This window comes from Micromonospora terminaliae (assembly GCF_009671205.1).
Taxonomy (GTDB): Bacteria; Actinomycetota; Actinomycetes; order Mycobacteriales; family Micromonosporaceae; genus Micromonospora; species Micromonospora terminaliae.
Map to the genome: position 1 here is coordinate 5,670,098 of NZ_CP045309.1, position 25,055 is coordinate 5,695,152.

Annotated in this window: 22 protein-coding genes; 10 read left to right on the forward strand and 12 right to left on the reverse strand. The window is 74.8% G+C overall.

The features are described from left to right. Positions 1 to 30 precede the first annotated feature (30 nt). The gene (locus GCE86_RS26165) at positions 31 to 300 is read left to right on the forward strand and encodes a DUF6458 family protein (RefSeq protein ID WP_013283345.1); all 270 of its coding nucleotides are present in this window, start codon (positions 31 to 33) and stop codon (positions 298 to 300) included. A gap of 56 nt (positions 301 to 356) precedes the next feature. Here the strand turns inward: GCE86_RS26165 and GCE86_RS26170 are convergent, their stop codons facing one another. Further along, complete coding sequence (locus GCE86_RS26170; protein WP_154229366.1) at positions 357 to 893, reverse strand: SixA phosphatase family protein; 537 nt, start codon at positions 891 to 893, stop codon at positions 357 to 359. 115 nt (positions 894 to 1,008) lie between these two features. Between GCE86_RS26170 and GCE86_RS26175 the strand changes: the two genes are divergently transcribed. Further along, on the forward strand, positions 1,009 to 1,299 hold the full coding sequence (locus tag GCE86_RS26175) for a DUF6458 family protein (protein ID WP_091264555.1): 291 nt from the start codon (positions 1,009 to 1,011) through the stop codon (positions 1,297 to 1,299). A gap of 70 nt (positions 1,300 to 1,369) precedes the next feature. Here GCE86_RS26175 and trhA read toward each other — a convergent pair whose 3' ends face one another. Next, complete coding sequence (trhA, locus tag GCE86_RS26180; protein WP_154229367.1) at positions 1,370 to 2,047, reverse strand: PAQR family membrane homeostasis protein TrhA; 678 nt, start codon at positions 2,045 to 2,047, stop codon at positions 1,370 to 1,372. A 76-nt stretch (positions 2,048 to 2,123) separates the two neighbouring features. On the opposite strand from trhA, the gene GCE86_RS26185 reads away from it, so the two are divergent. Genes GCE86_RS26185 through GCE86_RS26195 form a run of 3 tightly spaced genes read left to right on the forward strand, consistent with a single transcriptional unit; the run spans position 2,124 to position 4,388 of the window. After that, positions 2,124 to 2,735, forward strand: a complete 612-nt coding sequence (locus GCE86_RS26185) for a 5-oxoprolinase subunit B family protein (RefSeq protein WP_154229368.1) — start codon at positions 2,124 to 2,126, stop codon at positions 2,733 to 2,735. Further along, positions 2,633 to 3,655 carry a 5-oxoprolinase subunit C family protein gene (locus GCE86_RS26190; RefSeq protein ID WP_204341718.1) on the forward strand — a complete coding sequence of 341 codons (1,023 nt, stop codon included), beginning with the start codon at positions 2,633 to 2,635 and terminating at the stop codon, positions 3,653 to 3,655. The genes GCE86_RS26185 and GCE86_RS26190 overlap by 103 nt, the downstream gene beginning before the upstream one ends. After that, entirely contained in the window at positions 3,639 to 4,388 is a 750-nt protein-coding gene (locus GCE86_RS26195) for a LamB/YcsF family protein (RefSeq protein WP_154229370.1), read from the forward strand. The genes GCE86_RS26190 and GCE86_RS26195 overlap by 17 nt, the downstream gene beginning before the upstream one ends. A gap of 9 nt (positions 4,389 to 4,397) precedes the next feature. Here the strand turns inward: GCE86_RS26195 and GCE86_RS26200 are convergent, their stop codons facing one another. Continuing rightward, positions 4,398 to 6,233 (reverse strand): NHL domain-containing thioredoxin family protein, encoded by a 1,836-nt coding sequence (locus GCE86_RS26200; RefSeq protein WP_154229371.1) that lies wholly within the window; start codon positions 6,231 to 6,233, stop codon positions 4,398 to 4,400. A 62-nt stretch (positions 6,234 to 6,295) separates the two neighbouring features. Next, positions 6,296 to 6,946, reverse strand: coding sequence for a TetR/AcrR family transcriptional regulator (locus tag GCE86_RS26205; RefSeq protein ID WP_154229372.1), 651 nt, complete (start codon positions 6,944 to 6,946; stop codon positions 6,296 to 6,298). 87 nt (positions 6,947 to 7,033) lie between these two features. Between GCE86_RS26205 and GCE86_RS26210 the strand changes: the two genes are divergently transcribed. After that, a complete protein-coding gene (locus GCE86_RS26210; RefSeq protein ID WP_154229373.1) occupies positions 7,034 to 7,612 on the forward strand; it encodes a TIGR03086 family metal-binding protein in 579 nt (192 codons plus the stop codon). A 51-nt stretch (positions 7,613 to 7,663) separates the two neighbouring features. On the opposite strand, the gene GCE86_RS26215 is transcribed toward GCE86_RS26210, so the two are convergent. From GCE86_RS26215 to pdhA, 5 genes are all read right to left on the reverse strand, one after another. Beyond that, positions 7,664 to 10,480 carry an LppU/SCO3897 family protein gene (locus GCE86_RS26215; RefSeq protein ID WP_154229374.1) on the reverse strand — a complete coding sequence of 939 codons (2,817 nt, stop codon included), beginning with the start codon at positions 10,478 to 10,480 and terminating at the stop codon, positions 7,664 to 7,666. 350 nt (positions 10,481 to 10,830) lie between these two features. After that, positions 10,831 to 10,968, reverse strand: a complete 138-nt coding sequence (locus GCE86_RS31750) for a hypothetical protein (protein WP_165823299.1) — start codon at positions 10,966 to 10,968, stop codon at positions 10,831 to 10,833. Positions 10,969 to 11,191: 223 nt separating this feature from the next. Further along, positions 11,192 to 12,652: a dihydrolipoamide acetyltransferase family protein gene (locus tag GCE86_RS26220; protein WP_154230681.1), complete on the reverse strand. Its 1,461-nt coding sequence runs from the start codon at positions 12,650 to 12,652 to the stop codon at positions 11,192 to 11,194. 5 nt (positions 12,653 to 12,657) lie between these two features. Further along, positions 12,658 to 13,647, reverse strand: coding sequence for an alpha-ketoacid dehydrogenase subunit beta (locus tag GCE86_RS26225; RefSeq protein WP_154229375.1), 990 nt, complete (start codon positions 13,645 to 13,647; stop codon positions 12,658 to 12,660). Further along, a complete protein-coding gene (pdhA, locus tag GCE86_RS26230) occupies positions 13,647 to 14,825 on the reverse strand; it encodes a pyruvate dehydrogenase (acetyl-transferring) E1 component subunit alpha (RefSeq protein ID WP_154229376.1) in 1,179 nt (392 codons plus the stop codon). The genes GCE86_RS26225 and pdhA overlap by 1 nt, the downstream gene beginning before the upstream one ends. A 487-nt stretch (positions 14,826 to 15,312) precedes the next feature. Here pdhA and GCE86_RS26235 point away from each other — a divergent pair, with 487 nt between their 5' ends. Further along, positions 15,313 to 16,080 carry a hypothetical protein gene (locus tag GCE86_RS26235; RefSeq protein ID WP_154229377.1) on the forward strand — a complete coding sequence of 256 codons (768 nt, stop codon included), beginning with the start codon at positions 15,313 to 15,315 and terminating at the stop codon, positions 16,078 to 16,080. 15 nt (positions 16,081 to 16,095) lie between these two features. Here the strand turns inward: GCE86_RS26235 and GCE86_RS26240 are convergent, their stop codons facing one another. The 3 genes from GCE86_RS26240 to GCE86_RS26250 all read right to left on the reverse strand — a co-directional run bounded on the left by GCE86_RS26240 (position 16,096) and on the right by GCE86_RS26250 (position 20,901). Continuing rightward, the gene (locus GCE86_RS26240; protein ID WP_154229378.1) at positions 16,096 to 17,316 is read right to left on the reverse strand and encodes a hypothetical protein; all 1,221 of its coding nucleotides are present in this window, start codon (positions 17,314 to 17,316) and stop codon (positions 16,096 to 16,098) included. 67 nt (positions 17,317 to 17,383) lie between these two features. Next, positions 17,384 to 19,042, reverse strand: coding sequence for a GTPase (locus tag GCE86_RS26245; RefSeq protein WP_154230682.1), 1,659 nt, complete (start codon positions 19,040 to 19,042; stop codon positions 17,384 to 17,386). A 17-nt stretch (positions 19,043 to 19,059) separates the two neighbouring features. After that, positions 19,060 to 20,901, reverse strand: coding sequence for a GTPase domain-containing protein (locus tag GCE86_RS26250; RefSeq protein ID WP_154229379.1), 1,842 nt, complete (start codon positions 20,899 to 20,901; stop codon positions 19,060 to 19,062). Positions 20,902 to 21,109: 208 nt separating this feature from the next. On the opposite strand from GCE86_RS26250, the gene dnaK reads away from it, so the two are divergent. From dnaK to dnaJ, 3 genes are all read left to right on the forward strand, one after another. After that, positions 21,110 to 22,969 (forward strand): molecular chaperone DnaK, encoded by a 1,860-nt coding sequence (gene dnaK, locus GCE86_RS26255; protein WP_154229380.1) that lies wholly within the window; start codon positions 21,110 to 21,112, stop codon positions 22,967 to 22,969. Positions 22,970 to 23,014: 45 nt separating this feature from the next. Continuing rightward, positions 23,015 to 23,773, forward strand: a complete 759-nt coding sequence (gene grpE, locus GCE86_RS26260; RefSeq protein ID WP_154229381.1) for a nucleotide exchange factor GrpE — start codon at positions 23,015 to 23,017, stop codon at positions 23,771 to 23,773. A gap of 76 nt (positions 23,774 to 23,849) precedes the next feature. Next, positions 23,850 to 25,031, forward strand: coding sequence for a molecular chaperone DnaJ (gene dnaJ, locus GCE86_RS26265; RefSeq protein WP_154229382.1), 1,182 nt, complete (start codon positions 23,850 to 23,852; stop codon positions 25,029 to 25,031). The last annotated feature ends 24 nt before the right edge of the window (positions 25,032 to 25,055 follow it).

Here is a 25,055-nt window from a genome sequence, read left to right on the forward strand (position 1 = left end):
AGGGCCACCGCACAGGGGAGTGCAGCGCACATGGGCATTGGCAGCGCCATCTTTCTCATCGCGCTCGGCGCGATCATGACCTTCGCCATCCGGGCCAACGTCTGGTGGATCGACCTGCGCGCGGTCGGCTGGGTGTTCATCCTGGCCGGGCTGGGCGTGCTGCTCACCACGCTCTGGTTCTGGCAGGACCGCCGCAAGCGGGCACGCACGCTCATCGTGGAGGAGAACCGGCTCTCGCACCCGACCGCCATGATGCCCCCGCCGCCGGATCCGCCGCCGCCCACCGCCCCACCGTCCTGACCGGCTGAGCCCGCCGCACGGCGGGCTCAGCCGCGTGCGGTGTGCCGGCCGGTGACTCAGCCGCGTGCGGTGTGCCGGCCGGTGATGGGCGCCCCGCCCGGCCCCAGCTCGGCCCACCGGGTGGTGGGCCGGTGCACGACCAGGTCCGTGGTGCGCAGCCCGTCCGGATCCGCCCGCTCCGGGTCCAGCAGCGCGGAGAGCAGCGAGATGCCCGGGTTGTGGGCGATCAGCAGCACGTAGGCGGCCTTGGGGTCGACCGTCCGGACCACCTCCAGCAGCGCGTCCGGGTGCGCGTCGTACGCGGCCGGCTCGTAGCGCACCGCGGGCGCCGACCCCGCCGGACCCCCTTCCGGCGGGGATCCCGTCGCGCCCAGCGCGACCCCGTGCCAGGTCTGCCGGGTCCGTTTGGCGGTCGAGCAGAGCACCACGTCGGGAAGGAGCGCGTGCCGGGCCAGCCAGGCGCCGGCCGCGGCCGCGTCGGCGTGCCCCCGCGCGGTCAGCGGCCGCTCCTCGTCCGGCATCTCCTGGGACTGCTCCGCCTTGGCGTGTCGCAGCAGCACCAACGTCCGCTGCTGGTTCCTGCCGTCGGTCATGCGCTCAGCTTGCCTGATTGGCGATCTCCGCGCCTGGGTATGTCGATGTGCGCCGCTACCTCAACCATGGCCGCGGCGGGCAGAAACGCCAGCAGGACGCCAAGGAGGCGACGTCATGGGCATCGGTGCCAGCATCTTCCTCATCGCGCTCGGCGCGATCTTCGCGTTCGCCATCGACGCCAACCTGGGATGGCTGAACCTGAACGTGGTGGGCTGGGTGCTCATGCTCGCCGGAGTGGCGGGCCTGATCACCACGCTCTACTTCTGGAACAGCCGCCGCCGGGTGGTGGCCGCCCCGGTGCGGGAGCGCGTCGTCGCCGAGCCGGTCGTGCCCGTGCAGGACGACCGGGTCGTGCGCGAGGAGTACCGCGAGGTGCGCCGCCCGGGCTCGGGCTACCCGGCCTGACCCGCACCACGAACTGTCGAGGGCCCCGCAACGGCGCGGGGCCCTCGCGTGCGTTCCGGACCGGCCGGCGTCAGGCGAACAGCGCGAAGTAGATCGCCACGTGGTGGCAGATGGCCGCGACCAGCGTGCAGGCGTGGAAGAACTCGTGGTGGCCGAAGACGGTCGGCCACGGGTTGGGCCGGCGCAGCGCGTAGAAGACCGCGCCCACGCTGTAGATCGCCCCGCCGACGCTGAGCAGGACCAGGGCGGTGACTCCACCGGCGTGCAGGATCTCCGGCAGCATCGCCACCGCGACCCAGCCGAGCGCCAGGTAGAGCGGGGCGGAGACCCACCGCGGGGCGTGCGGCCAGATCAGCTTGAGCGCCACTCCGGCCAGGGCCCCGCCCCACACCAGGCTGAGCATGATCGTGGCGTGCCGGGTGTCGAGCAGCAGGGCGCAGAACGGCGTGTAGGTGCCGGCGATGAACACGAAGATCATCGAATGGTCCAGCCGGCGCATGACCTGGTAGCCCCGCTCCGACCAGACCCGGCGGTGGTAGAGCGCGCTGGTCCCGAAGAGACCGCACACCGTCAGGCTGTAGATGAGGCAGCTCACCAGCGGGGCCCAGCCGGGGCGGGCGGCGGCGATGGAGCACAGCACGATGCCGCAGACCAGCGCGGCGAAGAACGCGTAGGTGTGCAGCCAGCCGCGCATGCGGGGTTTCCCGATGTCGACCGGCTTGAGCCGGAGCGGTGCGGAGGTGGTCACGCCAAACAGGTTACGACACCGTAGGTTACTTGCAAGTAGTGTGGACCGTCACGGTCGCCGACGCGAGGATGACGGGATGCGGATCCGGCCCGTCGGCGCGCACGCCCTGCTGCTCGACTGCGACGGCCCCGAGCAGGTGGAGGCCTGGCGGGCTGAGCTGTGGCGCCGCCGGACAACGGGGGAGCTGAGCGCCGTCGAGATCGTCCCGGCGGCGGCCACCGTCCTGCTCGACGGCGTGCCGGACCCGGTGCCGGCCGCCGCGCGGATCGCCCGGTGGACCCCGAAGGGTGCCAGCGCCACCACCGGCACCGCCGAGGTCCGGGTCCCCACGGTGTACGACGGCGCGGACCTGCCCGCCGTGGCCGAGCACTGGGGCGTCGACGTGCCCGCCGTGGTCGAGCGGCTCCGGCGGACGGAGTTCCGGGTGGCGTTCTGCGGGTTCGCGCCGGGGTTCGCGTACCTCACCGGCTTGCCCGCCGAGCTGGCCGTGCCCCGGCTCGCCACCCCGCGTACCCGGGTGCCGGCCGGCTCGGTGGCGCTCGCCGGCCCGTACGCCGGGATCTACCCGACCGCCTCGCCCGGCGGCTGGCTGCTCGTCGGGCGGACCGACCTGGTCCTCTTCGACGTGCACGCCGACCCGCCGGCCCGGCTCACCCCGGGTACCCGCGTCCGGCTGGTCGACCCGTGATCGAGGTGCTCCGGGCCGGTGCCCTCACCACCGTGCAGGACCAGGGCCGCCCCGGCTGGGCCCACCTCGGCGTGCCCCGCTCCGGCGCGCTCGACCCGGCCGCCCTGCGGCTGGCCAACCGGCTCGTCGGCAACCCCGAGCACGCCGCCGGACTGGAGATCACCCTGACCGGCTGCACGCTGCGGTTCGGCCGGGCCGTCGGCGTGGCCCTCACCGGCGCGCCGGTGGACGTGCTGGTCGAGCGCGGGCCCTTCGACGCGTCGCGCGGCGGGCGCCGGCCGGCCGGGCCTCGGCCCGCCGAAGCGCCGCCTGTCGAACGTCGGCCCGGGGACGTGGGCCGGCCGCTGTCCCTGCCCGCCGGGGCGACCCTGCGGATCGGTCCCGCGCGGGCGGGGGTGCGCACCTGGCTCGCCGTCTCCGGCGGGATCGCCGTCGAGCCGGTGCTCGGCAGTCGCGCCACCGACACCCTCTCCGGCCTCGGCCCGCCACCGCTGCGCGACGGCGACCGGCTCCCCCTGGGCACCCCGACCGGGCCGCCGGCACCGGTCGACCTCACCGTCGCCCCCGCCCCGACGGCCGTGCTGCGGCTGGCCCTGCGCCCCGGCCCGCGGCAGGACTGGTTCACCCCCGCGGCGCTCGACCGGCTGCTGACCACCGCGTACGCGATCAGCCCCGCCAGCAACCGGGTCGGCGCGCGACTGGCCGGCGCGACCCTGCCCCGCGCGGTCGCCGGCGAACTGCCCAGCGAGGGCCTCGTCCTCGGCGCGGTCCAGGTGCCGCCGGACGGCCAACCGCTGATCTTCCTGGCCGACCACCCCACCACCGGCGGGTACCCGGTCATCGGGGTGGTGGAGGACGTGACCCCGCTCGCGCAGGCCCGCCCAGGGACTACGGTGACGTTCCATGGACCTCAACGCTGACCTCGGTGAGGGATTCGGCATCTGGCGGCTGGGCGACGACGAGGCACTGCTGGGGCTGGTCACCTCCGCCAACGTCGCCTGCGGGTTCCACGGCGGGGACGCGTCCACGATGCACCGGGTCACCGCGGCCGCCGCCCGCCGCGGGGTCACCGTCGGCGCCCAGGTCGGCTACCGGGACCTCGCCGGCTTCGGACGGCGGCACATCGCGTACGAATTCGCCGCCCTGCGCGACGAGACGATCTACCAGCTCGGGGCGCTGGACGCCTTCTGCCGGCTGGCCGGCACCCGGGTGCGCTACCTCAAGCCCCACGGCGCGCTCTACCACGCGGCCGCCTGCGACGAGGCCCAGGCCGCCGCGCTGGTGGCCGCGGTGAGCGGCTACGACCGGGAGCTGCCGGTGCTCTGCCCGCCGGGTTCGGTGCTCGCCCAGCTCGCCGTGGGCGCGGGCCTGCGGGCGGTCGCCGAGGGCTTCGCCGACCGGAACTACCTGCCCAACGGGCAGCTGGTGCCCCGGAGTGCCGCGAACGCGCTGGTCAGCGACCCGGACGAGGTGGCCACCCGGGCGGTCCGGATGGCCACCGAGCGGACCGTGGTGGCGGTCGACGGCAGCGTGGTGCCCTGCCCGGTCGAGTCGATCTGCCTGCACGGCGACACACCGGGCGCGGTGCGCTGCGCCGAGCTGGTCCGGGCCGCCCTCATCGACGCCGGGGTCACTCCCACCCCGTTCGCCTGAAGGGCGGCTTCAGCCCTCGTCGAGGCCGCGCAGCACCAGCGGCAGGCGGGTCGCCCCGCCGGCCACCACCCGGATCGGCACGCCCCAGTCCTGGCGGGTGAGGTGGCAGGCGGCGTGCTCGACGTCGGCGTCGCAGGTGGCCGCCTGGGCGGTCACCTGGAGCACGCCCTCGGTCACGTCGCCGCTGAGCACCAGCCGGCGGGACAGGTCGGTGCTCGTCCCGGCGCCCTCGACCAGCAGCTCCGGCGGGGACGCCGAGACCACCACCCGCGTCGACGGCCCGTACGTCTCGTCCAGCTTCTGCCCGGGCGCGGGCGTGAAGACCACGTCGAGGGTCAGCTCGCCGGCCGCCACGTCGGTGGGCTTGCGCTCCAGCTTGTGCCGCGGGCCGTCCACGGTGTTCGCGCCCGCCGCGGTCAGCGCGCCCGGTGCCAGCCGGGTCAGCCGGTGCGCGGCCGACTCGACCACCAGCACCTCGCCGTCGGCGGTGAGCACCAGGTCGCTCGGCTCGGCCAGCCCGTCGGCCACGGTGGCGACCTGGTTCGTCTCCGGGTCGAAGCGGCGCACCGCGCCGTTGTAGGTGTCCGCGATCAGCACCGAGCCGTCCGGCAGCGCGCAGACGCCCAGCGGGTGCTGGAGCAGCGCCCGGTCGGCCGGGCCGTCGACGTGGCCGAAGTCGAACAGGCCCTGCCCCACGGCGGTGCCCATCACGCCGTTCTCCACGTAGCGGATCGCGCTGGTCTCGCTGTCGGCGACCCAGAGGCGGGCGCCGTCGGCCGAGACGGAGAGGCCGGAGGGCTGGGCCATCCAGACGTCCGGCAGCGGGCCGTCGCGCAGCGCCTCCACCGTGGTCCCGGCGTACATGCCGGCGGTCCGCTTCGCCGGGTCGAACCACCAGAGCTGGTGGATGCCCGCCATGGCGACGACGACTCGGTCGTCGTACCAGGCCACGTCCCACGGGGAGGAGAGGTCGACCGAGCGGGCGTCGTGCGAGTGGTCGTCGACCGTCGAGCGCCACTGCCGCCCGGTGCCGGCGACCGTGACCACCTCGCCGGTCTCCAGCTTCACGCCGCGCAGCAGGTGGTTGACGGTGTCGGCCACGACCACGTCGTAGCCGGCCACCTCGGCCACGTGCGGGGGCAGCAGGCAGAGCCCCTGCGGCTCGGCGAAGGTGGCCGCCTCCGCCGGACCGTCGGAGTGGCCGCGGTCACCCGTGCCGATCCGCCGGACCAGGGTCTCGCCGTCCGGGGCCAGCTCGACCAGGGAGTGCCGGGCCGAGTCGGAGACCAGCAGGTTGCCGCCGTCGAGCACCACGGCCTTGCCGGGGAAGCGCAGCGGGGTCTCGGGCTCGGCCGGCGGCACGTACGGGCCCTCGCCCCGGTGCAGGGTGCCCTTCGCCTCGTGGGTGGCGATCAGGTCGTCGATGAGCCGGGCCAGCCCCTCGGCGTGCCCCTCGCCGGCCATGGTGGCGACCACGTAGCCCTCGGGGTCGACCACCGACAGGGTCGGCCAGGCCTTCGCGGCGTACTGCTGCCACATGTCCATCTCGGGGTCGTCGAGCACCGGGTGGTGCACGCCGTAGCGCTCGACGGCGGCCGCGAGGGCTGCGGCGTCCTTCTCGTGCTCGAACTTCGGCGAGTGCACCCCGATCACGACCAGCACGTCGCCGTACTTCTCCTCGAGCGGGCGCAGCTCGTCGAGCACGTGCAGGCAGTTGATGCAGCAGAAGGTCCAGAAGTCCAGCAGGACGATCTTGCCGCGCAGGTCGGCCAGCGTGACGTCCTTGCCGCCGGTGTTCAGCCAGCCCCGGCCGCGCAGCTCGGGTGCCCGTACTCGTGCGCTCATGCCCCCATCGTGCCGCACCGACCGTGGCGGCCGGCCCGATGGGGCGGTGAAGAGCGACACGGTCACCGGGCGGAGCGGGCCCGCCAGCGGGCCACCAGGTCCTCCTGCCGCGCCGGGGTGCCGGGGAGCGGGGCCTCGACGGGGTTGTGCAACGCCTGGAGCAGCAGGGCCAGGTAGCGGTGCCGCAGGGCGGCGCCCCGGTCGGCACCGGGAAGGTCCACCAGCATGACCGTCTCCAGCAGCAGCACGATGTCGGCGCCGCTGACGTCCTCGCGCAGGTCGCCCGACTCGCGTACCCGGTCGAGAAGCGTGTCGGCCAGCCGGGTCGCCTGCTCGGCCATCCGCCTCAGCTCCGGGGTCGGGTCGAAGGTGCCGGCCAGCCGTTGCGCGAGCGCCTGGCCGCCGCCCTCGACGACCCGGTGCAGGCAGGCCACGTAGGCGTCCCACGGTGGCGCCTCGGCGGTGAGCGCGGCCTCCAGGTCGGCGATGTAGCGGGCCAGACCGTCGGCCGCCAGCGCACGCAGCAGGTCCTGCTTGCCGGGGTAACGCCGGTAGAGGGCGCTCATGCCGACGCCCGCGCGGGCGGCCACCGCCGCGACGGGCGCGTCGGGGTCGGCCAGGAAGACCTCGCGGGCGGCGTCGAGGATCCGGGTGTCGTTGCGGGCCGCCTGGGCGCGTCGGCCGCTGAGCGGGCCGTGATCGGGTGCGGACATGGGCTGACCATAGCAGTGGAACAGATCGTTCCGTTCTGCTACGCTGAAGTGGAACGAAACATTCCGTTCCCCGAAAGGACCGGCCACGTGAGCTTCCCCGTACTCACCACCGCCCTGGACCTCCTGCGCCGCGCCGCCGAGGGGGTTCCGGCCGACCGGCTCGACGACCCGACTCCGTGCGACCAATGGACGGTCGGGCAGGTGCTCATGCACGCCGCCGGTGACCAGCACGCCTGGGCGGCGCAGGTCGGTGCCGGCGCGTTGCCGGCGTACAACCCGTTCGACCCGCCGCGCGGCCACGACGAGGGCGTCCAGGGTGTCGTGCGGGTCGCGATCGAGGCGGCCACCGCGACGTGGGAGCGGATCGACCCGGCGGGCGGGCCGGTGGGCACGCCGCTGCCGCCCGTACCGACCATGGACCCGCAGCTCGCCGCCGCCGCCTGCGCACTGGACGCCGCGGTCCACGCGTGGGACGTCGCGGTCGCCACGGGGCAGCCGGCGCCGCTCACCGCCGAGCTGGCCGAACAGCTCATGCCGGCGGCCCGGGCGACCGCCGAGCCGCTGCGCGGATTCGCGTACGCGGCCGAGCTGCCCACGCAGCCCGGTGCCGACCCGGTCGCCGTCCTGCTGGCCTACCTCGGGCGCGACCCCCACTGGCAGCGCTGAGATACGACGGCGGGGCCACGGATCACCGTGGCCCCGCCGTCGTGTGCGTTGCTACTGGCCGGCCGGCTTGAGGCAGAGCACCCGGTTGCTCCCGTCGCCGGGAAGGACCACCTGGGGCTGGGCCGGGTCGGCGCACTTGTCCTTGCTGTCGACCTTCGACACCACGGTGAACGCGCCCTGCTCGCCGCAGCCGGCCTTCACCGCGGTCGTGCCGGACTGCTTGACGCAGGAGCCCACCGCCGGGTCGAAGCCCGCCGGCTTGTCGTCCCCACCGATCTTGCCGAGCAGGGTGAGCAGGCCGAGCGGCACCGCGAGGATGAGCACCGCGGCGATCAGCACCAAGGCCAGCACCCGGCCGTTGCGCACCTTCGGTGTGGGCACCTCGGTCTTCGGCTCCGACTCCGGCTTGAACGAGTCGAAGCGGCCCTGGTCCGGGTCACCGCCCGGACCCGCCTGCGGCCAGGCCGGCGGCCCCTGCTGTGGCGGCGGCGGGAACGCGGGCGGGAAGCCGCCCGGCTCGCCCATCGGCCCCTGCCCCGGTACGCCCACCGAGGCCCGGCCGCCGGCCGGCCCGCCGAACGGGTCGCCCGCTCCGGGACCGCCGAACGGGTCGTGAGGGCCGCTCGGCGCGTTGAACGGGTCCTGGTGTCCGGTGGGAGCGCCGAACCGGTCGTGCGGCCCGCCGGGGCCACCGAACGGGTCGTGCGGCCCACCCGGGCGCTCGCCGTTGTGCGGGTGCACCCCGTTGACCGGCCGGCCGTTGGCGGGCGGGTCCACGAAGGACGGCACGCCGGGCGGGAAGGGCGGCGGAGCGGCGGGCGACGACGGCGGGGCCGAGTGCACCGGAGGGGCTTCGGCGTAGCCGTGCGGCCGCTCCGACTCGTCCGGGCGGGACTGCGGGCCCGGCTCGGCGAAGCCGTTCGGGCCGTCCTGCCCGGGCGGCTCCTCCGGCTCCGGACGGGCCGGCCGGCCGTAGACCCGGGGGCCCGGCACACCGGCCGTCGGCAGCGGCTGGTCGGTAGGCGGCGTGACGCGGCTGGTCATCGGCACCGAGGCGCTGGCCGAGACCGCACCACCCCCGCCGGCCTCCGGCGAGGTACGCGGCGCGGGCACCATCGGCCCGGCCGGCGAGTGCGGCTCCTCGTGCGCCGGGCCGGCGGTGCCCCGGCCGGCGTCGGCAGCCGGCTCCGGCTCGTACGCCTGCGGGTTGCGGTCGCCCGGGTCGCCGCCGGAGGTGAACGGCGCGTAGTCGGCGGGCGGCGCCGCGGCCAGGGCGGCGCCCGGCACCCGCTGCTCCTGCGGCGGCAGCGGCACCGCGTTGGCCGGGGAGATCCCGGGGCCCGGGGCCGGCTGGTAGATCGGCCCGTCGTCGGCGCGGGCCGGCTCCCAGCCCGGCGACGAGGACTGCTCGGGCTGGGCCTCGCCGGCCCGGCCCCAGGCCGCGCCGGGCTCCCACGGCTCGGCCTCCGGGATGGCCGGGCGCTCGCGCGACCACTGCCCCGGGTTGTCCTGGTTGCCGCCCCAGGCGGGCGGCGAGTCGGGGGACGGGACGGACGCGCTGGCCCGGGCCGGCACCTCGGCAGCCGCGGGCGCGGCGGCGGAACCCCAGCCCGGCTGCCCCGGCTCGTCGGCGGACCGCTCCGGCTCGCGCTGCTGCGGCACCGCCGCGGCAGCGCCCCACGCCGGACGCTGCTCCTCGGCGGCGCCCCAGGCACCCGGCTGCGGCGCCTCGGCCGCTCCGGCGGACCGGCCCGCGGCCCAGCCGCCGGAGCGGTCCGGATCGTCGTCCTGCGCCGTCGAGCCGTGCTGCCAGCCGCCGGACTGTCCCTGGTCGTCGCCGTGTGCGGCGGGGGCGTGCTGCCAGCCGCCGGACTGTCCCTGGTCGTCGTCCTGCGCCGTCGAGCCGTGCTGCCAGCCGCCGGACTGGTTCGGGTCGTCGCCGTGCGTGGCTGGGCCGTTCTGCCAGCGACCGGCTTGGCGCTGATCGTCCGGTGCGGGCCAGGCGTTCTCGGGACGGACGGCACCCGGGACGGAGACCTTGGCGGCGGCGCGGGCCGTCGGCTCGGCCGGCGACCAGCCGGGGGCAGCCTGCTCGCCCTGCTGCCCCCATGCGGGCTGGTCGTCCTGCTGCCGGGCGCCAGCCCCAACGGCCCAGCCGCCGGAATTGTCGTCCTGCGCGGCGCGCCAGCCGCCGGAGCGGCCCGGGTCGTCGTCCTGCTGCCCGGTCGCCGGGGTCCACCCGCCGGGCCGGTTCGGGTCGTCCTGCCCGGCCGGCGTGGCCCAGGACTCGTTGGGCACGGTGGCGGGCGCGGGCACCTGGGCGGCGCCCCGGCCACCCGGCTCACCGGCCTGCGCCCAGTCGGGCTGCTCACCCGACGGGGCCGGAGCGGCACCCCAGGCGGGTTGGTTCGGTTCGGCGGGGTTGCCCGGCGGGGCGGCGGCCCAGGTGGGCGGCGCCGGCTCGGCGCCGCGCTGGGGACCGGCCTGCTCGGGCGCGCCCCAGGCGGGTGCTCCCTGGCCGGGCGTCTCCCAGGCCGGGGCGGCCTGCTCGCGCGAGCCCCAGGCGGGCTGCGCCGGGGGACCCCAGCCGCCCGGCTCGGCCGGTGGCGGCACCTGGGCGGCGGCCCGGCCGGCGGCGGGCTGCCCGCCCGGCGGTGTCCAGGCGGGGGGCTGGTCGTCGGCTGCGGCCCACGCGGGGGCCGACTGGGCGGGCCGACCGGCCGGCGGGGGCGGAGCCCAGCCGAGGTCGGGCGCGCCGTACCCGTTGTCCTGCTGCGCCGGGCGGTCGCCGTACGGCACCGGTCCGCCGGCGCCCGGCGACACCTCGCCCGGCTCCTGGCCGGGGCGGTGCGGGGCCTCGGACGTCATGGGTGCGCCTCCTCCATCACATGTCGGCCGCCGACTGCCGATCGGGACCGTCGGCATGGCTGCCGGCGTCGCCGGCAGGTACCGGCCGTGCGGGCTCCCCGCACCGTATCCGGTGGCCGCCCGGAGGCGCCCGGGGGAGCACGGGCCGTCACCGAACGTCACCGGACGATATCGATCGGTTGCTCTCGAAGTGATCGGTCCGGGGGCGGGCGGTTGGCGACCGAGCCCCACCGTACCGGGCGGTGCGGCGGGGTGGAATCCCGGTGCCAATCGACGTGAAACGCCGAAGACCCGCCCGGTGGTCCCGGGCGGGTCTTCGAACTGGAGGAGGTGAGGAAAGTAGTGGAGCGTCAGCTCATGTGACGCTGGGCGATGGCGAGAAGCTCCTCGCGGACCGCGGGCGAGTTGGCGGAACGCAGCGCGTGCTCGATGGCACGGGCGCGGCGGTTGGCGTCGCGGCGGTTGCGGATTCGCTCGATCATGCTCATCTGGGTCTCTCCTCCTGGCTATTCGGTTGTCAGCCCCTTGATGTCTCTATTGAACAGCATGACGGCCCCAGATTCCATCGATTATTAGGTGAGCTGAGCCACGTGCCTAAGGATCGTAGGTCAGGAAGCCCGGTGCCCCGATGTTTCTTCCCCCAACGGCAACGGCCGGTGTGCCGGGCGTTAACCCGTGGCACACCGGCCGTGACCTGGTGCTGTGCGACCGTCAGGTCCAGGCGAGCAGCGCCGCCTCCGGGTCGGCCAGGAAGTCCCCGATGTCGCGGAGGAACTTCGAGCCGAGCTCACCGTCGATGATCCGGTGGTCGAAGGAGAGGCCCAGGGTGGTGACCAGGCGCGGCTTGACCTTGCCCTTGTGCACCCAGGGCTGTTCCCGGACCGCGCCGAAGGCGAGGATCGCGGACTCACCCGGCGGCAGGATCGGAGTGCCGGTGTCGACGCCGAACACGCCGACGTTGGTGATCGTCAGCGTGCCGCCGGACATGTCGGCCGGCGAGGTCTTCCCCGCCTTGGCCGTCTGGACGAGGGCGGTCATCGCGTCCGCCAACTCGCGCAGCGAGAGCCGGCCGGCGTCCTTGATGTTCGGCACGATCAGGCCACGCTCGGTGGCCGCCGCGATGCCCAGGTTCACGTAGTCCTTGACCACGATCTCCTCGCCGGCCCAGGTCGAGTTGACCATCGGGTGGCGCTTGACCGCGAGCAGCACCGCCTTGGCGACCAGCAGCAGCGGCGAGACCCGGACGTCCCGCCACTCGCGCCGCTCGCGGAGCCGTTCCAGGGCCTTCATGGCCCGGGTCACGTCGACGGTCAGGAACTCCGTGACGTGCGGCGCCGTGAACGCGGAGCGGGCCATGTTCTCCGCCGTGAGCTTGCGTACCCCCTTGACCGGGATGCGCTGCTCGCGGTCGGCGCCGAAGCTCGCGGCGGCCGTGGCCGGCGCCGCGACGGTCAGCGGCTCGGCCGCCGCCGGCGCCGCGGCCGCCCGCTGGACATCCTCCCGGGTGATCGAGCCCAGCGGGCCCGAGCCGGTCAGCGTGGCGAGGTCGACGCCGAGGTCCTTGGCGAGCTTGCGGACCGGCGGCTTGGCCAGCACCGCGCCGGTCGCCCGGCCGCTGCCGTTCGCCACCGGGGCGACCGGCGCCGGGACCACCGGTGCCGGGGTCGGCTGGACCGGGGCGGCCGGGGCCGCCGCGGCCTGGGCCGGGACGCCGCCCTTGCGCGGCCGCCGCTTGGCCGGCGCGTTCCGCGGGCCGTAGCCGACCAGCACGGCGGTACGCCCGCCCGGCGCGACGCCTCCGATGAGGCCCGGCTCGACCATGCCCTCCTCGGGCGCGACCTCGACGGCGGCCAGCGAGGCCGCCGACGGGGTGGGGAGGTCGGCGGCCGGCGCACCGGTCGTCGACTCCTCGATCGGCCCGGCGTTCGGGTCGGTGTCGATCGCGATGATCGGGCTGCCCACCTCGACGGTGGCACCCTCCGGGTGGAAGATCGCCTGCACCCGGCCGGCCCACTTCGCCGGGATCTCGACCGCCGCCTTGGCGGTCTCCACCTCGACGATCGGCTGGTTCAGCTCGATGTCGTCGCCCACCTTGACCAGCCAGGCGAGGATCTCGCCCTCGGTCAGGCCCTCGCCCAGGTCGGGGAGGTTGAACGTCTTGATCCGTGACATTCCGCTCACCAGCCGAAGGTGCGGTCGACGGCGTCGAGCACCCGGTCGAGGTCGGGCAGGTACTCCTCCTCCACCCGGGCGGCCGGGTAGGGGGTGTCGAAGCCGGTGACCCGCAGCACCGGGGACTCCAGGGAGTAGAAGCACTCCTCGGTGATCCGGGCGGCGATCTCCGACCCGAGGCCCAGGTTGCCCGGGGCCTCGTGGACGACCACGCAGCGGCCGGTGCGCTTCACCGACTCGTACGCGGCGGTCAGGTCCAGCGGCGAGAGCGTGCGCAGGTCGACGACCTCCAGCTTCCGGCCGTCCTCGGCGGCGGCGGTGGCCGCGTCCAGGGCGGTACGCACCATCGGGCCGTACGCCAGCACGGTGGCGTCGGTGCCCGGCCGCGCGACCCGGGCGGCGTGCAGCGGGTACGCCTCGCCGAGCGGGGCGTCCAGCTCGACGGGGCCCTTCTCCCAGTAGCGCCGCTTCGGCTCCAAGAAGACGATCGGGTCGTCGGAGGCGATCGCCTGCTGGATCATCGAGTACGCGTCCTGCGGGTTCGCGCAGGTCACGACCTTCAGGCCGGCGGTGTGCGCGAAGTACGCCTCGGGCGACTCCGAGTGGTGCTCGACCGCGCCGATGCCGCCGCCGTAGGGGATCCGGATGACCATGGGGATCCGTACCTTGCCCTGCGAGCGGTAGTGCATCTTCGCCACCTGCGACACGATCTGGTCGTACGCCGGGTAGACGAAGCCGTCGAACTGGATCTCGCAGACCGGCCGGAAGCCGCGGATGGCCAGGCCGACCGCGGTGCCGATGATGCCGGACTCGGCGAGCGGGGTGTCGATCACCCGCTGGTCGCCGAAGTCCTTCTGGAGGCCGTCGGTGATCCGGAAGACGCCGCCGAGCTTACCGACGTCCTCGCCCATGATGACGACCTTCGGGTCGTTCTCCAGGGCCTTGCGCAGGCCGGCGTTGAGGGCCTTGCCGAGGGTGAGCGTCTCCGTGGCCATCAGTGGGCGCTCCCCTCGAACGACTCCATGTACTTGGCGAACTGGGCCCGCTGCTCGTCGAGCTCGGGGGACCCGTTGGGGTAGACGTGGTCGAACATGCTCACCGGCTCCGGGTTCGGCATGTTCAGCACCCGCTCGCGCAGGTGCACCGACTCGGCACGGGCCTGCTCGTCGACCTCGGCGAAGAACGACTCGTCGACGATTTGCTGCTTGGTGAGGAACGCCTTCATCCGGGCGATCGGGTCCTTGGCCTGCCAGGCCTCGACCTCGCTGGCGATCCGGTAGCGGGTCGGGTCGTCGGAGGTGGTGTGCGCGCCCATCCGGTAGGTGTACGCCTCGATGAGGCTCGGGCCCTGACCGAGCCGCGCGTTGTCCAGCGCGTGCCGGGTCACCGCGTACGACGCGAGCACGTCGTTTCCGTCCACCCGCACGCCGGGGAAGCCGAAGCCGCCGGCCCGCTGGTAGAGCGGGACGCGGGTCTGCCGCTCGAGCGGCTCGGAGATGGCGTACTGGTTGTTCTGGCAGAAGAACACCAGCGGGGCGTTGAAGACGCTGGCCCAGACGAACGACTCGTTGACGTCACCCTGGCTGGTGGCGCCGTCGCCGAAGTAGGCGATCACCGCCTCGCCGTCGTCGCTGCCGGTCTTGCCGTCCATGGCGACACCCATGGCGTACCCGGTCGCGTGCAGGGTCTGCGCCCCGATGACGATCGTGTACATGTTGAACTTGAACTCGTTCGGGTCCCAGCCGCCCTGGTCGACGCCGCGGAACAGGCCGAGCGGCATGATCGGGTCGATGCCCCGGCAGTAGAGGACGCCGTGCTCCCGGTAGGTCGGGAAGGCCATGTCCTGCGTACGCAGCGCCCGGCCGGAGCCGACCTGCGCCGCCTCCTGGCCCAGCAGGCTGGCCCAGAGGCCCAGCTCGCCCTGGCGCTGGAGCGCCGTGGCCTCGGCGTCGAGCTTCCGCACCAGCACGAGGTCGCGGTAGAGCCCGCGGTACTCCTCGTCGGTGAAGTCGACGCGGTACTCGGTCCCGTCCGGGCCGAGCGCGCTCTCGATCCGCTCGCCCTCTGGCGTCAGCAGCTGCACGAGCTCCGGTTCGCCCGTGGCGGCGGCGCGCTTCGTACGGGGTGCGGCCCGCTTGCTGCGGGTGGCGGCCCCGGGATCGCCCTTTGCCATCCGTCTCTCCCTGTCTGGTCTGCGCCGGCGCCGGGGGGTGACCCGTGCCGCGCACATCGTGCGCCCGATCCGGCATGGTGCCGGACCGGTCCCTGGCGGCCGCGCCTAGCCCCGGTGAGGGTTGCCGCGCGGCGTGAGCCGGGTCCCGTGAGGAGCCCGACCCGGGAGCGCCGGCGCCGTACCGCACCAGCCGCGGGGTGCGCGGAGGTGGCGGCTGCGTTGCCGTCGTGCCTGAATGATTGCAGAGGAGGTGAGCGGGCCCACAGTACGGCCTCCTCGGGCGGTGACGTTCCGTCGTGTTCGTGATGCATAGACGTATTTGTCTGGTGAGTCACTCTCGGGCGACGGACAATTTGTGTGTCGACACGCTGTGGTGGCTGGTGAACTGAGCGTCACTGGTTCAAGCTGACGGTGGTTCCCTTGTGGCTTTTGTCCGTTTGGCTTGCGCCGGGATCCTGCCCTGTCGACGCGTACGAGGAGTGTGTCCGTGTCCGAGCCGCCAGAAGGTTCACCGTTCCTCGGGCGGCACCGGGCTGCGTCGCGGTCCACCTACCGGCGGGTGGTCGGCGCGCACCGCGCGCAGGGCCTGGGCGGCCCGAGCCGGGGCTACCTGTTCACCGTGGCGCTGCTGGCCGGCACCGCGTCCATGCCGATCCTCGCCGCGATCAGCGCCGGGTCGGCCACCGTGGGGAACAGCGCTCTTCCGGACACCAGCACCCCGTTCATCCCGACTCCCTCGGTCGGCCCGGTGGTGATCCCGCTGCCCGAGGGGACGCAGTCCCCGCTGCTGCCGTCCCCGACGCCGGTCGCCGGAGCCGCGACCGTGCCGCCCGCGGCACCGGTGCTGCCGGCCGCACCAGCCCTGCCCGACGACAGCGACCTCGCCGCGCGCCACCGGTCCCGGCCGCCCGCTCCCGCGCCGGCACCCGGCCCGACCCGTACCAGGCCGGCCGTCCCGCCGCGCCCGTCGCCGGTGCCCTCGCCGTCGCCGTCGCCGTCCGACCCGGTCACGCCGGAGCCGAGCCCCAGCCCGACCGCCGAACCGACCGAGACCGAGCCGACCCCCGATCCGACGCCGACGCCCGATCCGACGCCGACTTCCGAGCCGACGCCGACCGGCGATCCGACGACCGCCCCGCCGGACGGCACTCCGTCGCCCACCGGCACCCCGCCGGAGGAGTCGCCCACGCCGACCCGCACCCCGGCCGACGATCCGGACCCGAGCGCCACGGCGTCGGCCACACCCGAGGTGTGAGCCGGTGCCGGCGGGTCAGGCCGGGTCGTCGGTGAGGCGGTGGCGGTTCGCCTCGATCCAGGCGTCCAGCGCCACCGGGTCGTCCGGGTCGACGCCGTCAGCCATGAGCTGCGCGACCGCCGCCGTGGCCGGGCTGCGCCGCTCGCCGGTGCTGTAGAGCCGGGCGAACTCGGGGATCATCTCCTCGATCGCCTCGTCGGTGCGGGCGGCCGCCGCCGGCGCGAGCCCTCGCTGGCGGGCCGCGTACGCCGCCCAGCCACGCAGCACCCGCGGCAGCATGGCCGCGTCGTCCATGTCGAGGACGGCCCGCCGGTGCACCCAGTCGAGCAGGAACAGCTCGGCCACCGTCGGGCTCCACCGCATCGGGTCGGCGTCCGGGAAGCTCGCCGCGTGATCGAGCAGCAGCCCCAGGCAGAAGTGCAGCGAGGCCAGCTCCCCGTCGGCCACCCGGTCCAGGCCGAACCGGACCGCCTCCGGCGAGCCGAGGAAGGCGCGCACCAGCCGGGTCCGTGTCTCGTCGGTGAGCGGCGGGGCGACGGCCGCCGCCCCGGGCCCCGGAGCGGGCAGCGCGGCCAGCCGCGCGCCCACGAGCGCCCGGTCGGTGGCCAGCGAGCCCTGTGCGGGCAGCTCGCCGAGGTCGTCGGTGATCGCCAGATGCCGGCTCACCTCGGTGCGCATCCGGCCCGGGTCCTCGTTGCGGAACCAGGTGAACTCGTCCTGGGTGCAGATCTCCCGGGCCTGCTCGACGATCCGGGCGGCCGGACCGCCCACGAACACGTCCTTGGTGATCCCGATGTTGTGGTCGACGAGGGCCACGAGGGCGTGCTCCGGCCCGCCCTCGGCGTCGTCGTAGGCGAAGGTGGCCAGGTAGGAGGTCTGATCGCCGTACACGTCGCCGTACGACCAGGCACCCGTGAGGTGCACCCGGCCGAGCTGGCCGGCCCAGGCCGGGGCGTACGCGCCCGGGCGGACCCGGGCGGCCCCCTCGGCGTCGGGGACCAGGGCGGCGAAGACGGCGCGGATGGTCGTCGCGGCGGCGCTGCGGCGGCGCGAGGTGGCGGTGAGGAAGCCGGCCACGAACTCGCGGACGGCGGTGTCCCGGTCGGTCTCGGCAACGGCGTAGACGCTGCCCAGCAGCGCGGCGCCGAGCATCTCCGCGTCCAGGGCGGAGTCGAGCCTCGTCACGTCGCGAGCGGCGTGCAGCACCGCCTCGTAGGGGGTCTGTGGCGTGGCCATGCACCGACCCTACGCCGCCCGGCCCGCGCGGACACCGCTCAGCACGCCGGGCTTTCCGCGCCGGCACTCAGCCGCGGGCCGCCTCCCGCAGCGCCTCGCGCGCCTGTCCGTAGCGGGCCAGCACCGCCCAGACCGGGTTCAGCACGTACTTCTCGCCGACGCTGCCCACCGAGGTGAGCAGCCGCTCCTCGGCCCGGTGGCGCGCACGCCGCGCCGCCCACCGGATCACCGGACGGGTCAGCGCCGCGACCAGCAGGCCGGCCAGCAGGCCGCCGAGCAGCAGCACGGTGGGCCAGGGCACCTCGCGGAGTTCCGGGTAGTCGAGGGCGGGCAGGCCGAGGATGCGCAGCGCGTAGCCCAGCACCAGCCAGGCCAGGCCGGCCAGCGCGGCGAGGGTGACCAGCCACTGCAGCCCACCGATCACCCGCCACCAGACCGGCCGGCGGTCCATGCCGAGGTCCGTGGCGGCCACCGCATGGTCCAGCGCGTCCGGCAGGTCGGCCAGCCGGGACCGGGCCGCAGCGGTCACCGCGGTCGGCCAGGGCGCCGGCAGGCCGGCGGCGGAGCGGTCGGCCACCGCGCGGATGGCCAGGTTGAGCGCCGAGCGCTGCGCGGCGGTCGGATCCGGTACGGAGGTGGCCGCGACGAGGCTCTCCGCCGGCGCGTCGGCGCCCCCGCCGGGCAGGTGCAGCCGGCGCAGCGGGTCCGGTCGCAGCTTCCGCCAGCCCCGGACCAGCGGCCAGCCGGTGCTGCCGACGGCCCGGTGCCGGTACGCCCCCTCGACCGCCTCCGCCACGGTCGGCACCCCGGCCGCTCCGGCCAGCGCCGTGGTGAGCTCCCGCGCCGAGGCGTCACCCGGCCCGGTGCGCGGCGGCTCCGGCCCGACCAGCGGGCCGAGTCCGGCCACCACGGCGTCCACGTCGCCGGCCAGCCGGCGCAGCGCGGCCTGCCGCTCGGCGACCGTGCGCTCCAGCTCGGCGCGGAGCCCGTCCAGCCCCGCCGGGTCCACCGCCACCGTGGGCAGCAGCGGCACCCCCTCCAGCCCGTCGGCGTCGAGCAGCCGGCGGAGGTCGCCGAGGACCCGGGGCAGCTCGGCCGGGGGCAGCCGGTCGGCCTGGTTGAGCACCACCACGGTCACGTCCCTGTGCCGGTGGAACTCGCGCAGGTAACTGGTGTGGATCACGCGGTCCGCGTACTTCTGCGGGTCGACCACCCAGACCACCAGGTCGACCAGGCCGAGCAGCCGGTCGACCTCCAGCCGGTGGCTCCGCTGCACCGAGTCGAAGTCGGGCAGGTCCAGCAGGACCAGGCCGTGCAGGGCCGACTCGTCGTCGCCGTCCAGCGGGCTCTCCCGGACGAACCGGTGCCGCGGCAGCACCCCGATCCAGTCGAGCAGCCGGGACGCGCCGTCGAGCTGCCCCCACACGCAGGCGTGCGCCACCCCGGTGGTCGGCCGGCGGACGCCGACCGGGGAGAGGTCCAGCCGGGCCAGGGCGTTGAACAGGCTCGACTTGCCGCTGCCGGTCGCACCGGCGAGCGCGACCACGGTGTGGTGGCCGGACAGGGCGAGCCGGGTGCCGGCCCGCTCGACCACGGTGTGCGCGGCGACCAGGTCGGCGTCGGGCACCTGGCCGTCGACGGCGCCGAGGAAGCGCTGGACCGCCTGGAGGCGCGCGATCAGGGCGTCGGGGTCGACGCGCTGGTCGCCCCGGAACGCCTCCCGCATCCGGCCGACGATGTTGCTCACGCGCGCCCGCCCTCGTCGGCGGCGGGCAACGCCGGACCCGGCGTGCCGGAGAGGCCGGCGCGGTGCCGGGCCTTCTCCACCTCGCCGGCCGCCCGGCGCAGCGCGGCACCGGTCTCGGTGGCCGGGCGCGCCTCGGCGGTGCGGGCGAGGAACCGGTCGGCCTCCTCGCCGAGCAGCGCGCCGATCCGGTCCAGCAGGTCCACCCGCGCCTTGCTGGCCAGGTTGCGGACCGCCTGGTCGCCGAAGATCGCCTGGAGCACCGCCTGCGCGGCGACCGTGGTGCCGGCGCCGGTGGCGACCTCCAGGCCGGTCGGGATGAAGGCGGTGGCCGCGAAGACCGCGATCATGACGGCCAGGCCGGTGGCGTTGACCGCGTACGCCGCGGTGCGCGCCACGAAACGCCGGTCGCCGCCCTCGGCCCGGACCAGCTCCAGGACCCCGCGCTGCCAGTCGCGGACCAGCCGCTCGGCCCGCTCGGGCAGGTCGGCCGACGCGTGCGCCAGCTCCGGTTCGAGCAGCGCCGCACCGGCCGGGTGCGCCTTCCACCCGGTGTACGCGTTTTCCGCCGCCTCGGCGGACACCCCGCGCAGCAGCGTGACCAGCTGGGACTCGATGGCGTTCCGCAGCTCGGCGGCCGGGGCCGGCCGGCCGGTGACCGCGGCCACCAGGCGGTCCCGCAGCCGGCCGATCCGGGCCTCCAGGCTGCGGAAGAACTCACCGGTGCCGACGAACTCCTGCCAGCGGGCCAGCACCTCGCCGCGCAGCAGCCGGCCGTCCTTGAGCCCCTGGTCGACGGTCCGCTCCGCCCCCCGGTACGCGGCCCGGACCCGCTCGTCCAGCGCGTCGGCGGCGGCCACCTGCTCGTCGGCGGCGTCGGCCAGCGCGTCGACGGTGGGGTGCAGGGCGGCCAGCGCGCCGTCGAGGGTCTGCCGGACCACCGCCGAACGCGCCTCGGCGTCGGCGGCGAGCCGGGCGAACCAGGCGGCCAGCGGCGCGGTCACCTTGTCGGGGAGCAGCCCCTGCCCGTCGACCCAGGTCTCGGGAAGGACGAACAGCGGCGCGGCCCCCAGATCCTGTGCCGCGAGCATCTCGGACAGGTGGGCGGCGATCTCGTCGGCCGCTTCCGGGGGCACGCGGTCGAGGACCATGGCCACGGCCGTGCCGCGGGCGCGGGCGCTGCGCAGCAGCTCCCATGGGACGGCGTCGGCGTAGCGGGCGGCCGTGGTGACGAAGAGCCAGAGGTCGGCGGCGGCCAGCAGCTGCCCGGCGAGCGCCCGGTTGGCGTCGACCACCGAGTCGATGTCGGGCGCGTCGAGGAAGGCCAGCCCGGCCGGGAGCGCCGGGGCGGTGACCAGCTGGAGGGTGCCGGGGTTCTCGCTCGGCTCGGTGGTGCGGGTGAGGCCGGGCAGCAGCTCGCCCTGGCGGAACCAGGCCGCGTCGGCCGGGTTGCAGACCAGCACCGGCGAACGGGTGGTCGGGCGGAGCACCCCGGCGGCGCTGACCCGCGCCTGGACCAGGCTGTTGACCAGCGTCGACTTGCCGGCGCCGGTCGAGCCGCCGACGACCACGAGCAGGGGGGCGTCGAGGCGGGCCAGCCGGGGCAGCAGGTAGTCGTCGAGCTGGTCGGTGAGGCCGGTGGCGGTGCGCCGGGCCGGCTCGGCCGAGGGCAGGGCGAGCGGGAACCGGGCCGCCCCGATCGCGGCCCGCAGGCCGGTGAGCGCGGCAGGCAGACCTTCGGCGGCGTCGGCCGGCAGGCCCCCACCGGCGTCGTCGGGCCCGCTGCGGGCTGCGACGGCGGGCGCGCCGGCATGGGTGGCGGGATCGCCGTGCGTCGTCACCGCTAAAGCGTGCCCGACCGACGCAAGGTAAGACAACCGGACGGTAATAACGGTCAGGTTGCGTCGGGTCGGCTCAACCTCGACTTGCGGATCCCGTAGCGCGTGGCACTATTGAGTCAAGTTCACTCAACTTGTGGTGCGGTCGCTGCGGGCGACCCGCCGGGCAGGCCCGTTGACCTGCTCACCGTTACGAAGCGAGGAAGCGAACATGGCACGTGCGGTCGGCATCGACCTCGGCACGACGAACTCCTGCGTCAGCGTTCTCGAGGGCGGTGAGCCCACCGTCATCGCCAACGCGGAGGGCTCGCGGACGACCCCCTCGATCGTCGCGTTCGCCCGCAACGGCGAGGTGCTCGTCGGTGAGGTCGCCAAGCGCCAGGCGGTGACCAACCCGGACCGGACCATCCGCTCGGTCAAGCGGGAGATCGGCACCAACTGGACCGTCGACATCGACGGCAAGAAGTACACCCCGCAGGAGATCTCGGCCCGCACGCTGATGAAGCTCAAGCGGGACGCCGAGGCGTACCTGGGTGAGCAGATCACCGACGCGGTGATCACCGTTCCGGCCTACTTCAACGACGGCCAGCGGCAGGCCACCAAGGAGGCCGGCGAGATCGCCGGCTTCAACGTGCTGCGGATCGTGAACGAGCCGACCGCGGCCGCCCTGGCGTACGGGCTGGACAAGGGCTCCAAGGAGCAGACCGTCCTGGTCTTCGACCTGGGCGGCGGCACCTTCGACGTCTCGCTGCTGGAGCTGGCCGAGGGCGTCATCGAGGTCAAGTCCACCAGCGGTGACAACCACCTCGGTGGTGACGACTGGGACCAGCGCATCATCGACCACCTGGTGAAGACCTTCCGCGGCGAGCACGGCATCGACCTGTCCCAGGACAAGATGGCCATGCAGCGGCTCAAGGAGGCGGCCGAGAAGGCCAAGATCGAGCTGTCCGCCGCCACCACCACCAACATCAACCTGCCGTACATCACCGCCGGTTCGGCCGGCCCGCTGCACCTCGACGTGACCCTGAGCCGCGCCGAGTTCCAGCGGATGACGCAGGACCTGCTGGACCGCTGCAAGGGCCCGTTCGAGCAGGCCGTCAAGGACGCCGGGATCAAGATCTCCGACGTCGACCACGTCATCCTGGTCGGCGGCTCCACCCGGATGCCGGCCGTGACCGACCTGGTCAAGCAGCTCACCGGCCGCGACCCGAACAAGGGCGTCAACCCGGACGAGGTCGTCGCCGTCGGCGCCGCCCTGCAGGCCGGTGTGCTCAAGGGCGAGGTCAAGGACGTCCTGCTGCTCGACGTGACCCCGCTGAGCCTGGGCATCGAGACCAAGGGCGGCATCTTCACCAAGCTGATCGAGCGCAACACCACCATCCCGACCAAGCGCTCCGAGGTGTTCACCACGGCCGACGACAACCAGCCGTCGGTGCTCATCCAGGTGTTCCAGGGCGAGCGGGAGATCGCGGCCTACAACAAGAAGCTCGGCACCTTCGAGCTGACCGGCCTCCCGCCGGCGCCGCGCGGCGTCCCGCAGATCGAGGTCACCTTCGACATCGACGCCAACGGCATCGTCAACGTGCACGCCAAGGACCTGGGCACCGGCAAGGAACAGAAGATGACGATCACCGGCGGCTCGTCGCTGCCGAAGGACGACATCGAGCGGATGCGCCGGGACGCCGAGGAGCACGCCGACGAGGACAAGCGGCGCCGCGACGAGGCCGAGACCCGCAACGTGGCCGAGGCGCTCCAGTGGCAGACCGAGAAGTTCCTCGCCGAGAGCGGCGACAAGCTGCCCGCGGAGAACCGCGACCAGCTCAACGAGGCGCTCGGCGAGCTGCGCAGCGCCCTCGGCGGCCAGGACATCGACAAGATCAAGGCCGCGCACGAGAAGCTGGCGCAGGTCTCCCAGCAGGCCGGCTCGCTGCTCTACTCGCAGCAGCAGGGCGAGCAGGCCGGCCCGGGCGAGGCCGGGCCGGGCGCGGGTGCGGGTGGGCCCGGTGGCGCCCAGGCCGGCGGCCCCGACGACGTGGTCGACGCGGAGATCGTGGACGAGGACAAGAAGTGACCTTCGGTCCCGGACACGTTTCTCGCAGAGGGATGAGGTAGCCGCATGACGGAGAAGCCACGAGCCGCCGACCCGGGCTCCACCGGGTCGGCGCCGGGTGGCTCCGCGACCGCCGGGCAGGGCGCCGGCGAGGAGCCGCGGGTCGTCATCCGTGACAAGCGCAAGATCAGCAAGACCACCGAGCAGGCGGTGACCGACACGTCGGCCGCCGACGCCGCGGCCGACGCCCCCGCCGAGGGGCTGGTCGAAGAGGCCGAGGTCGTGGTCGACGAGATCGAGGGCGAGGCCGAGGCCTCGGTTCCCGGCCCGCCGGTGGTCGACGCCCCGGCCCAGCCGAGCGGGGAGGCCACCCCGGCGAACGCCCCGCTCGGCGCCGAGCTGGAGTCGCTCCGGGCCGAGCTGGACGAGCGGACCCGCGACGTCCAGCGGGTGTCGGCGGAGTACGCCAACTACCGCAAGCGGGTCGACCGGGACCGCAGCCTGGTCCAGGAGCAGGCCACCGGCACGGTGCTGACCGCGCTGCTGCCGATCCTCGACGACCTGGACCGGGCCCGCGAGCACGGCGACCTGGTGGGCCCGTTCGGCAGCGTGGCCGAGCAGCTCAACACCGCGCTGACGAAGTTCGGCCTGACCGCGTTCGGCGAGCAGGGTGACCCGTTCGACCCGACCCGGCACGAGGCGGTGGCGCACCAGACCTCCGCCGACGTGACCGAGCCGACCTGCGTGCAGGTCATGCGCCGGGGTTACCAGCTCGGCGAACGGCTGCTGCGGCCCGCCCTGGTCGCGGTCGCCGAGCCCGAGTAGTGCCGACCCGTGACGTCCCGCCCGCCCACACCGGGCGGGCGGGACGACCGGGAGTCCCGTGGAAGGGGGTGGACCGGTGAGTTCCAAGGACTGGATCGAGAAGGACTACTACGCCGCGCTGGGCGTGGAGAAGTCCGCCTCCTCGGACGAGATCAAGAAGTCGTACCGGAAGCTGGCTCGGGAGTCGCACCCGGACCACAACCCCGGTGACCCGAAGGCCGAGGAACGGTTCAAGGCCGTCTCCGAGGCGTACGCCGTGCTCGGCGACGAGAAGAAGCGCCGCGAGTACGACGAGATGCGGTCGCTCTTCGGCTCCGGCGCCTTCCGGCGCAACGCCCGCGGCGGGGGCCAGCCAGGCGGCATGCCGTTCGACGTCTCCGACCTGTTCGGCGGGGCGGCCGGCGGCGCCGACACCCGGTTCGGTGGCGGCGGATTCACCGATCTGTTCAGCTCGATTTTCTCGGGCGGCGGTGGCGGTGCGGCCCGCGCCCGCGGCCCGGCCCGGGGCCGGGACGTCGAGACCGAGGTGGCACTGGACTTCCCCGACGCGGTCCGGGGCGTCACCCTCCCGTTGACGCTGCGGGCCCCCGGGGTCTGCGAGACCTGCCACGGCAACGGGGCGAAGCCCGGCACCCAGCCGGTGGCCTGCCCGGTGTGCCACGGCGCCGGCGTGACCACCCGGAACCAGGGGTCGTTCAGCTTCTCCGAGCCGTGCCGCAACTGCCAGGGCGTGGGCACGATCGTCGAGGAGAAGTGCCCGGAGTGCCACGGCACCGGCGGCGTCACCAAGACCCGCACGCTGAACGTGCGCTTCCCGGCCGGTGTGGCCGACGGCCAGCGCATCCGGCTGGCCGGCCGGGGTGAGCCCGGCGAGCGCGGCGGCCCGGCGGGCGACCTGTTCGTGCACGTCAAGGTCCGCCCGGACGAGCTGTTCGGGCGCACCGGTGACGACCTGACCCTGACCGTGCCGATCACGTTCGCGGAGGCGGTGCTCGGCATCGACCTGCGGGTGCCGACCCTGGACGGCACGGTGACCCTGCGGGTGCCGCCGGGCACGCCGAGCGGCCGGGTCCTGCGCGCCCGGGGCAAGGGCGTCGTACGCAAGGACGGCCGCGCCGGTGACCTCCTGGTCACCCTCGACGTGGTGGTGCCCGCGAAGCTGTCGGACGAGGCGCGGGCGGCACTGGAGACGTTCGCGGAGCAGACCCCGGCGGCCGCGCGGGAACATCTCGACGCGCGGGTGCGTCGATTCAGTTGACCGGGTGACGAGGCAGCGGAGGTG

Excerpts from the sequence above, each read along its gene's own strand:
- GCE86_RS26175 (WP_091264555.1), top strand. The coding sequence starts at position 1,009 with ATGGGCATCGGTGCCAGCATCTTCCTCATCGCGCTCGGCGCGATCTTC.
- GCE86_RS26185 (WP_154229368.1), top strand. The coding sequence starts at position 2,124 with ATGCGGATCCGGCCCGTCGGCGCGCACGCCCTGCTGCTCGACTGCGAC.
- GCE86_RS26205 (WP_154229372.1), bottom strand. The coding sequence starts at position 6,946 with ATGTCCGCACCCGATCACGGCCCGCTCAGCGGCCGACGCGCCCAGGCG.
- GCE86_RS26215 (WP_154229374.1), bottom strand. The coding sequence starts at position 10,480 with ATGACGTCCGAGGCCCCGCACCGCCCCGGCCAGGAGCCGGGCGAGGTG.
- GCE86_RS31750 (WP_165823299.1), bottom strand. The coding sequence starts at position 10,968 with ATGAGCATGATCGAGCGAATCCGCAACCGCCGCGACGCCAACCGCCGC.
- pdhA (WP_154229376.1), bottom strand. The coding sequence starts at position 14,825 with ATGGCAAAGGGCGATCCCGGGGCCGCCACCCGCAGCAAGCGGGCCGCA.
- GCE86_RS26170 (WP_154229366.1), bottom strand. The coding sequence starts at position 893 with ATGACCGACGGCAGGAACCAGCAGCGGACGTTGGTGCTGCTGCGACAC.
- GCE86_RS26165 (WP_013283345.1), top strand. The coding sequence starts at position 31 with ATGGGCATTGGCAGCGCCATCTTTCTCATCGCGCTCGGCGCGATCATG.
- GCE86_RS26220 (WP_154230681.1), bottom strand. The coding sequence starts at position 12,652 with ATGTCACGGATCAAGACGTTCAACCTCCCCGACCTGGGCGAGGGCCTG.
- grpE (WP_154229381.1), top strand. The coding sequence starts at position 23,015 with ATGACGGAGAAGCCACGAGCCGCCGACCCGGGCTCCACCGGGTCGGCG.
- GCE86_RS26195 (WP_154229370.1), top strand. The coding sequence starts at position 3,639 with ATGGACCTCAACGCTGACCTCGGTGAGGGATTCGGCATCTGGCGGCTG.
- GCE86_RS26200 (WP_154229371.1), bottom strand. The coding sequence starts at position 6,233 with ATGAGCGCACGAGTACGGGCACCCGAGCTGCGCGGCCGGGGCTGGCTG.
- dnaK (WP_154229380.1), top strand. The coding sequence starts at position 21,110 with ATGGCACGTGCGGTCGGCATCGACCTCGGCACGACGAACTCCTGCGTC.
- GCE86_RS26240 (WP_154229378.1), bottom strand. The coding sequence starts at position 17,316 with ATGGCCACGCCACAGACCCCCTACGAGGCGGTGCTGCACGCCGCTCGC.
- GCE86_RS26225 (WP_154229375.1), bottom strand. The coding sequence starts at position 13,647 with ATGGCCACGGAGACGCTCACCCTCGGCAAGGCCCTCAACGCCGGCCTG.
- GCE86_RS26245 (WP_154230682.1), bottom strand. The coding sequence starts at position 19,042 with ATGCGGGAGGCGTTCCGGGGCGACCAGCGCGTCGACCCCGACGCCCTG.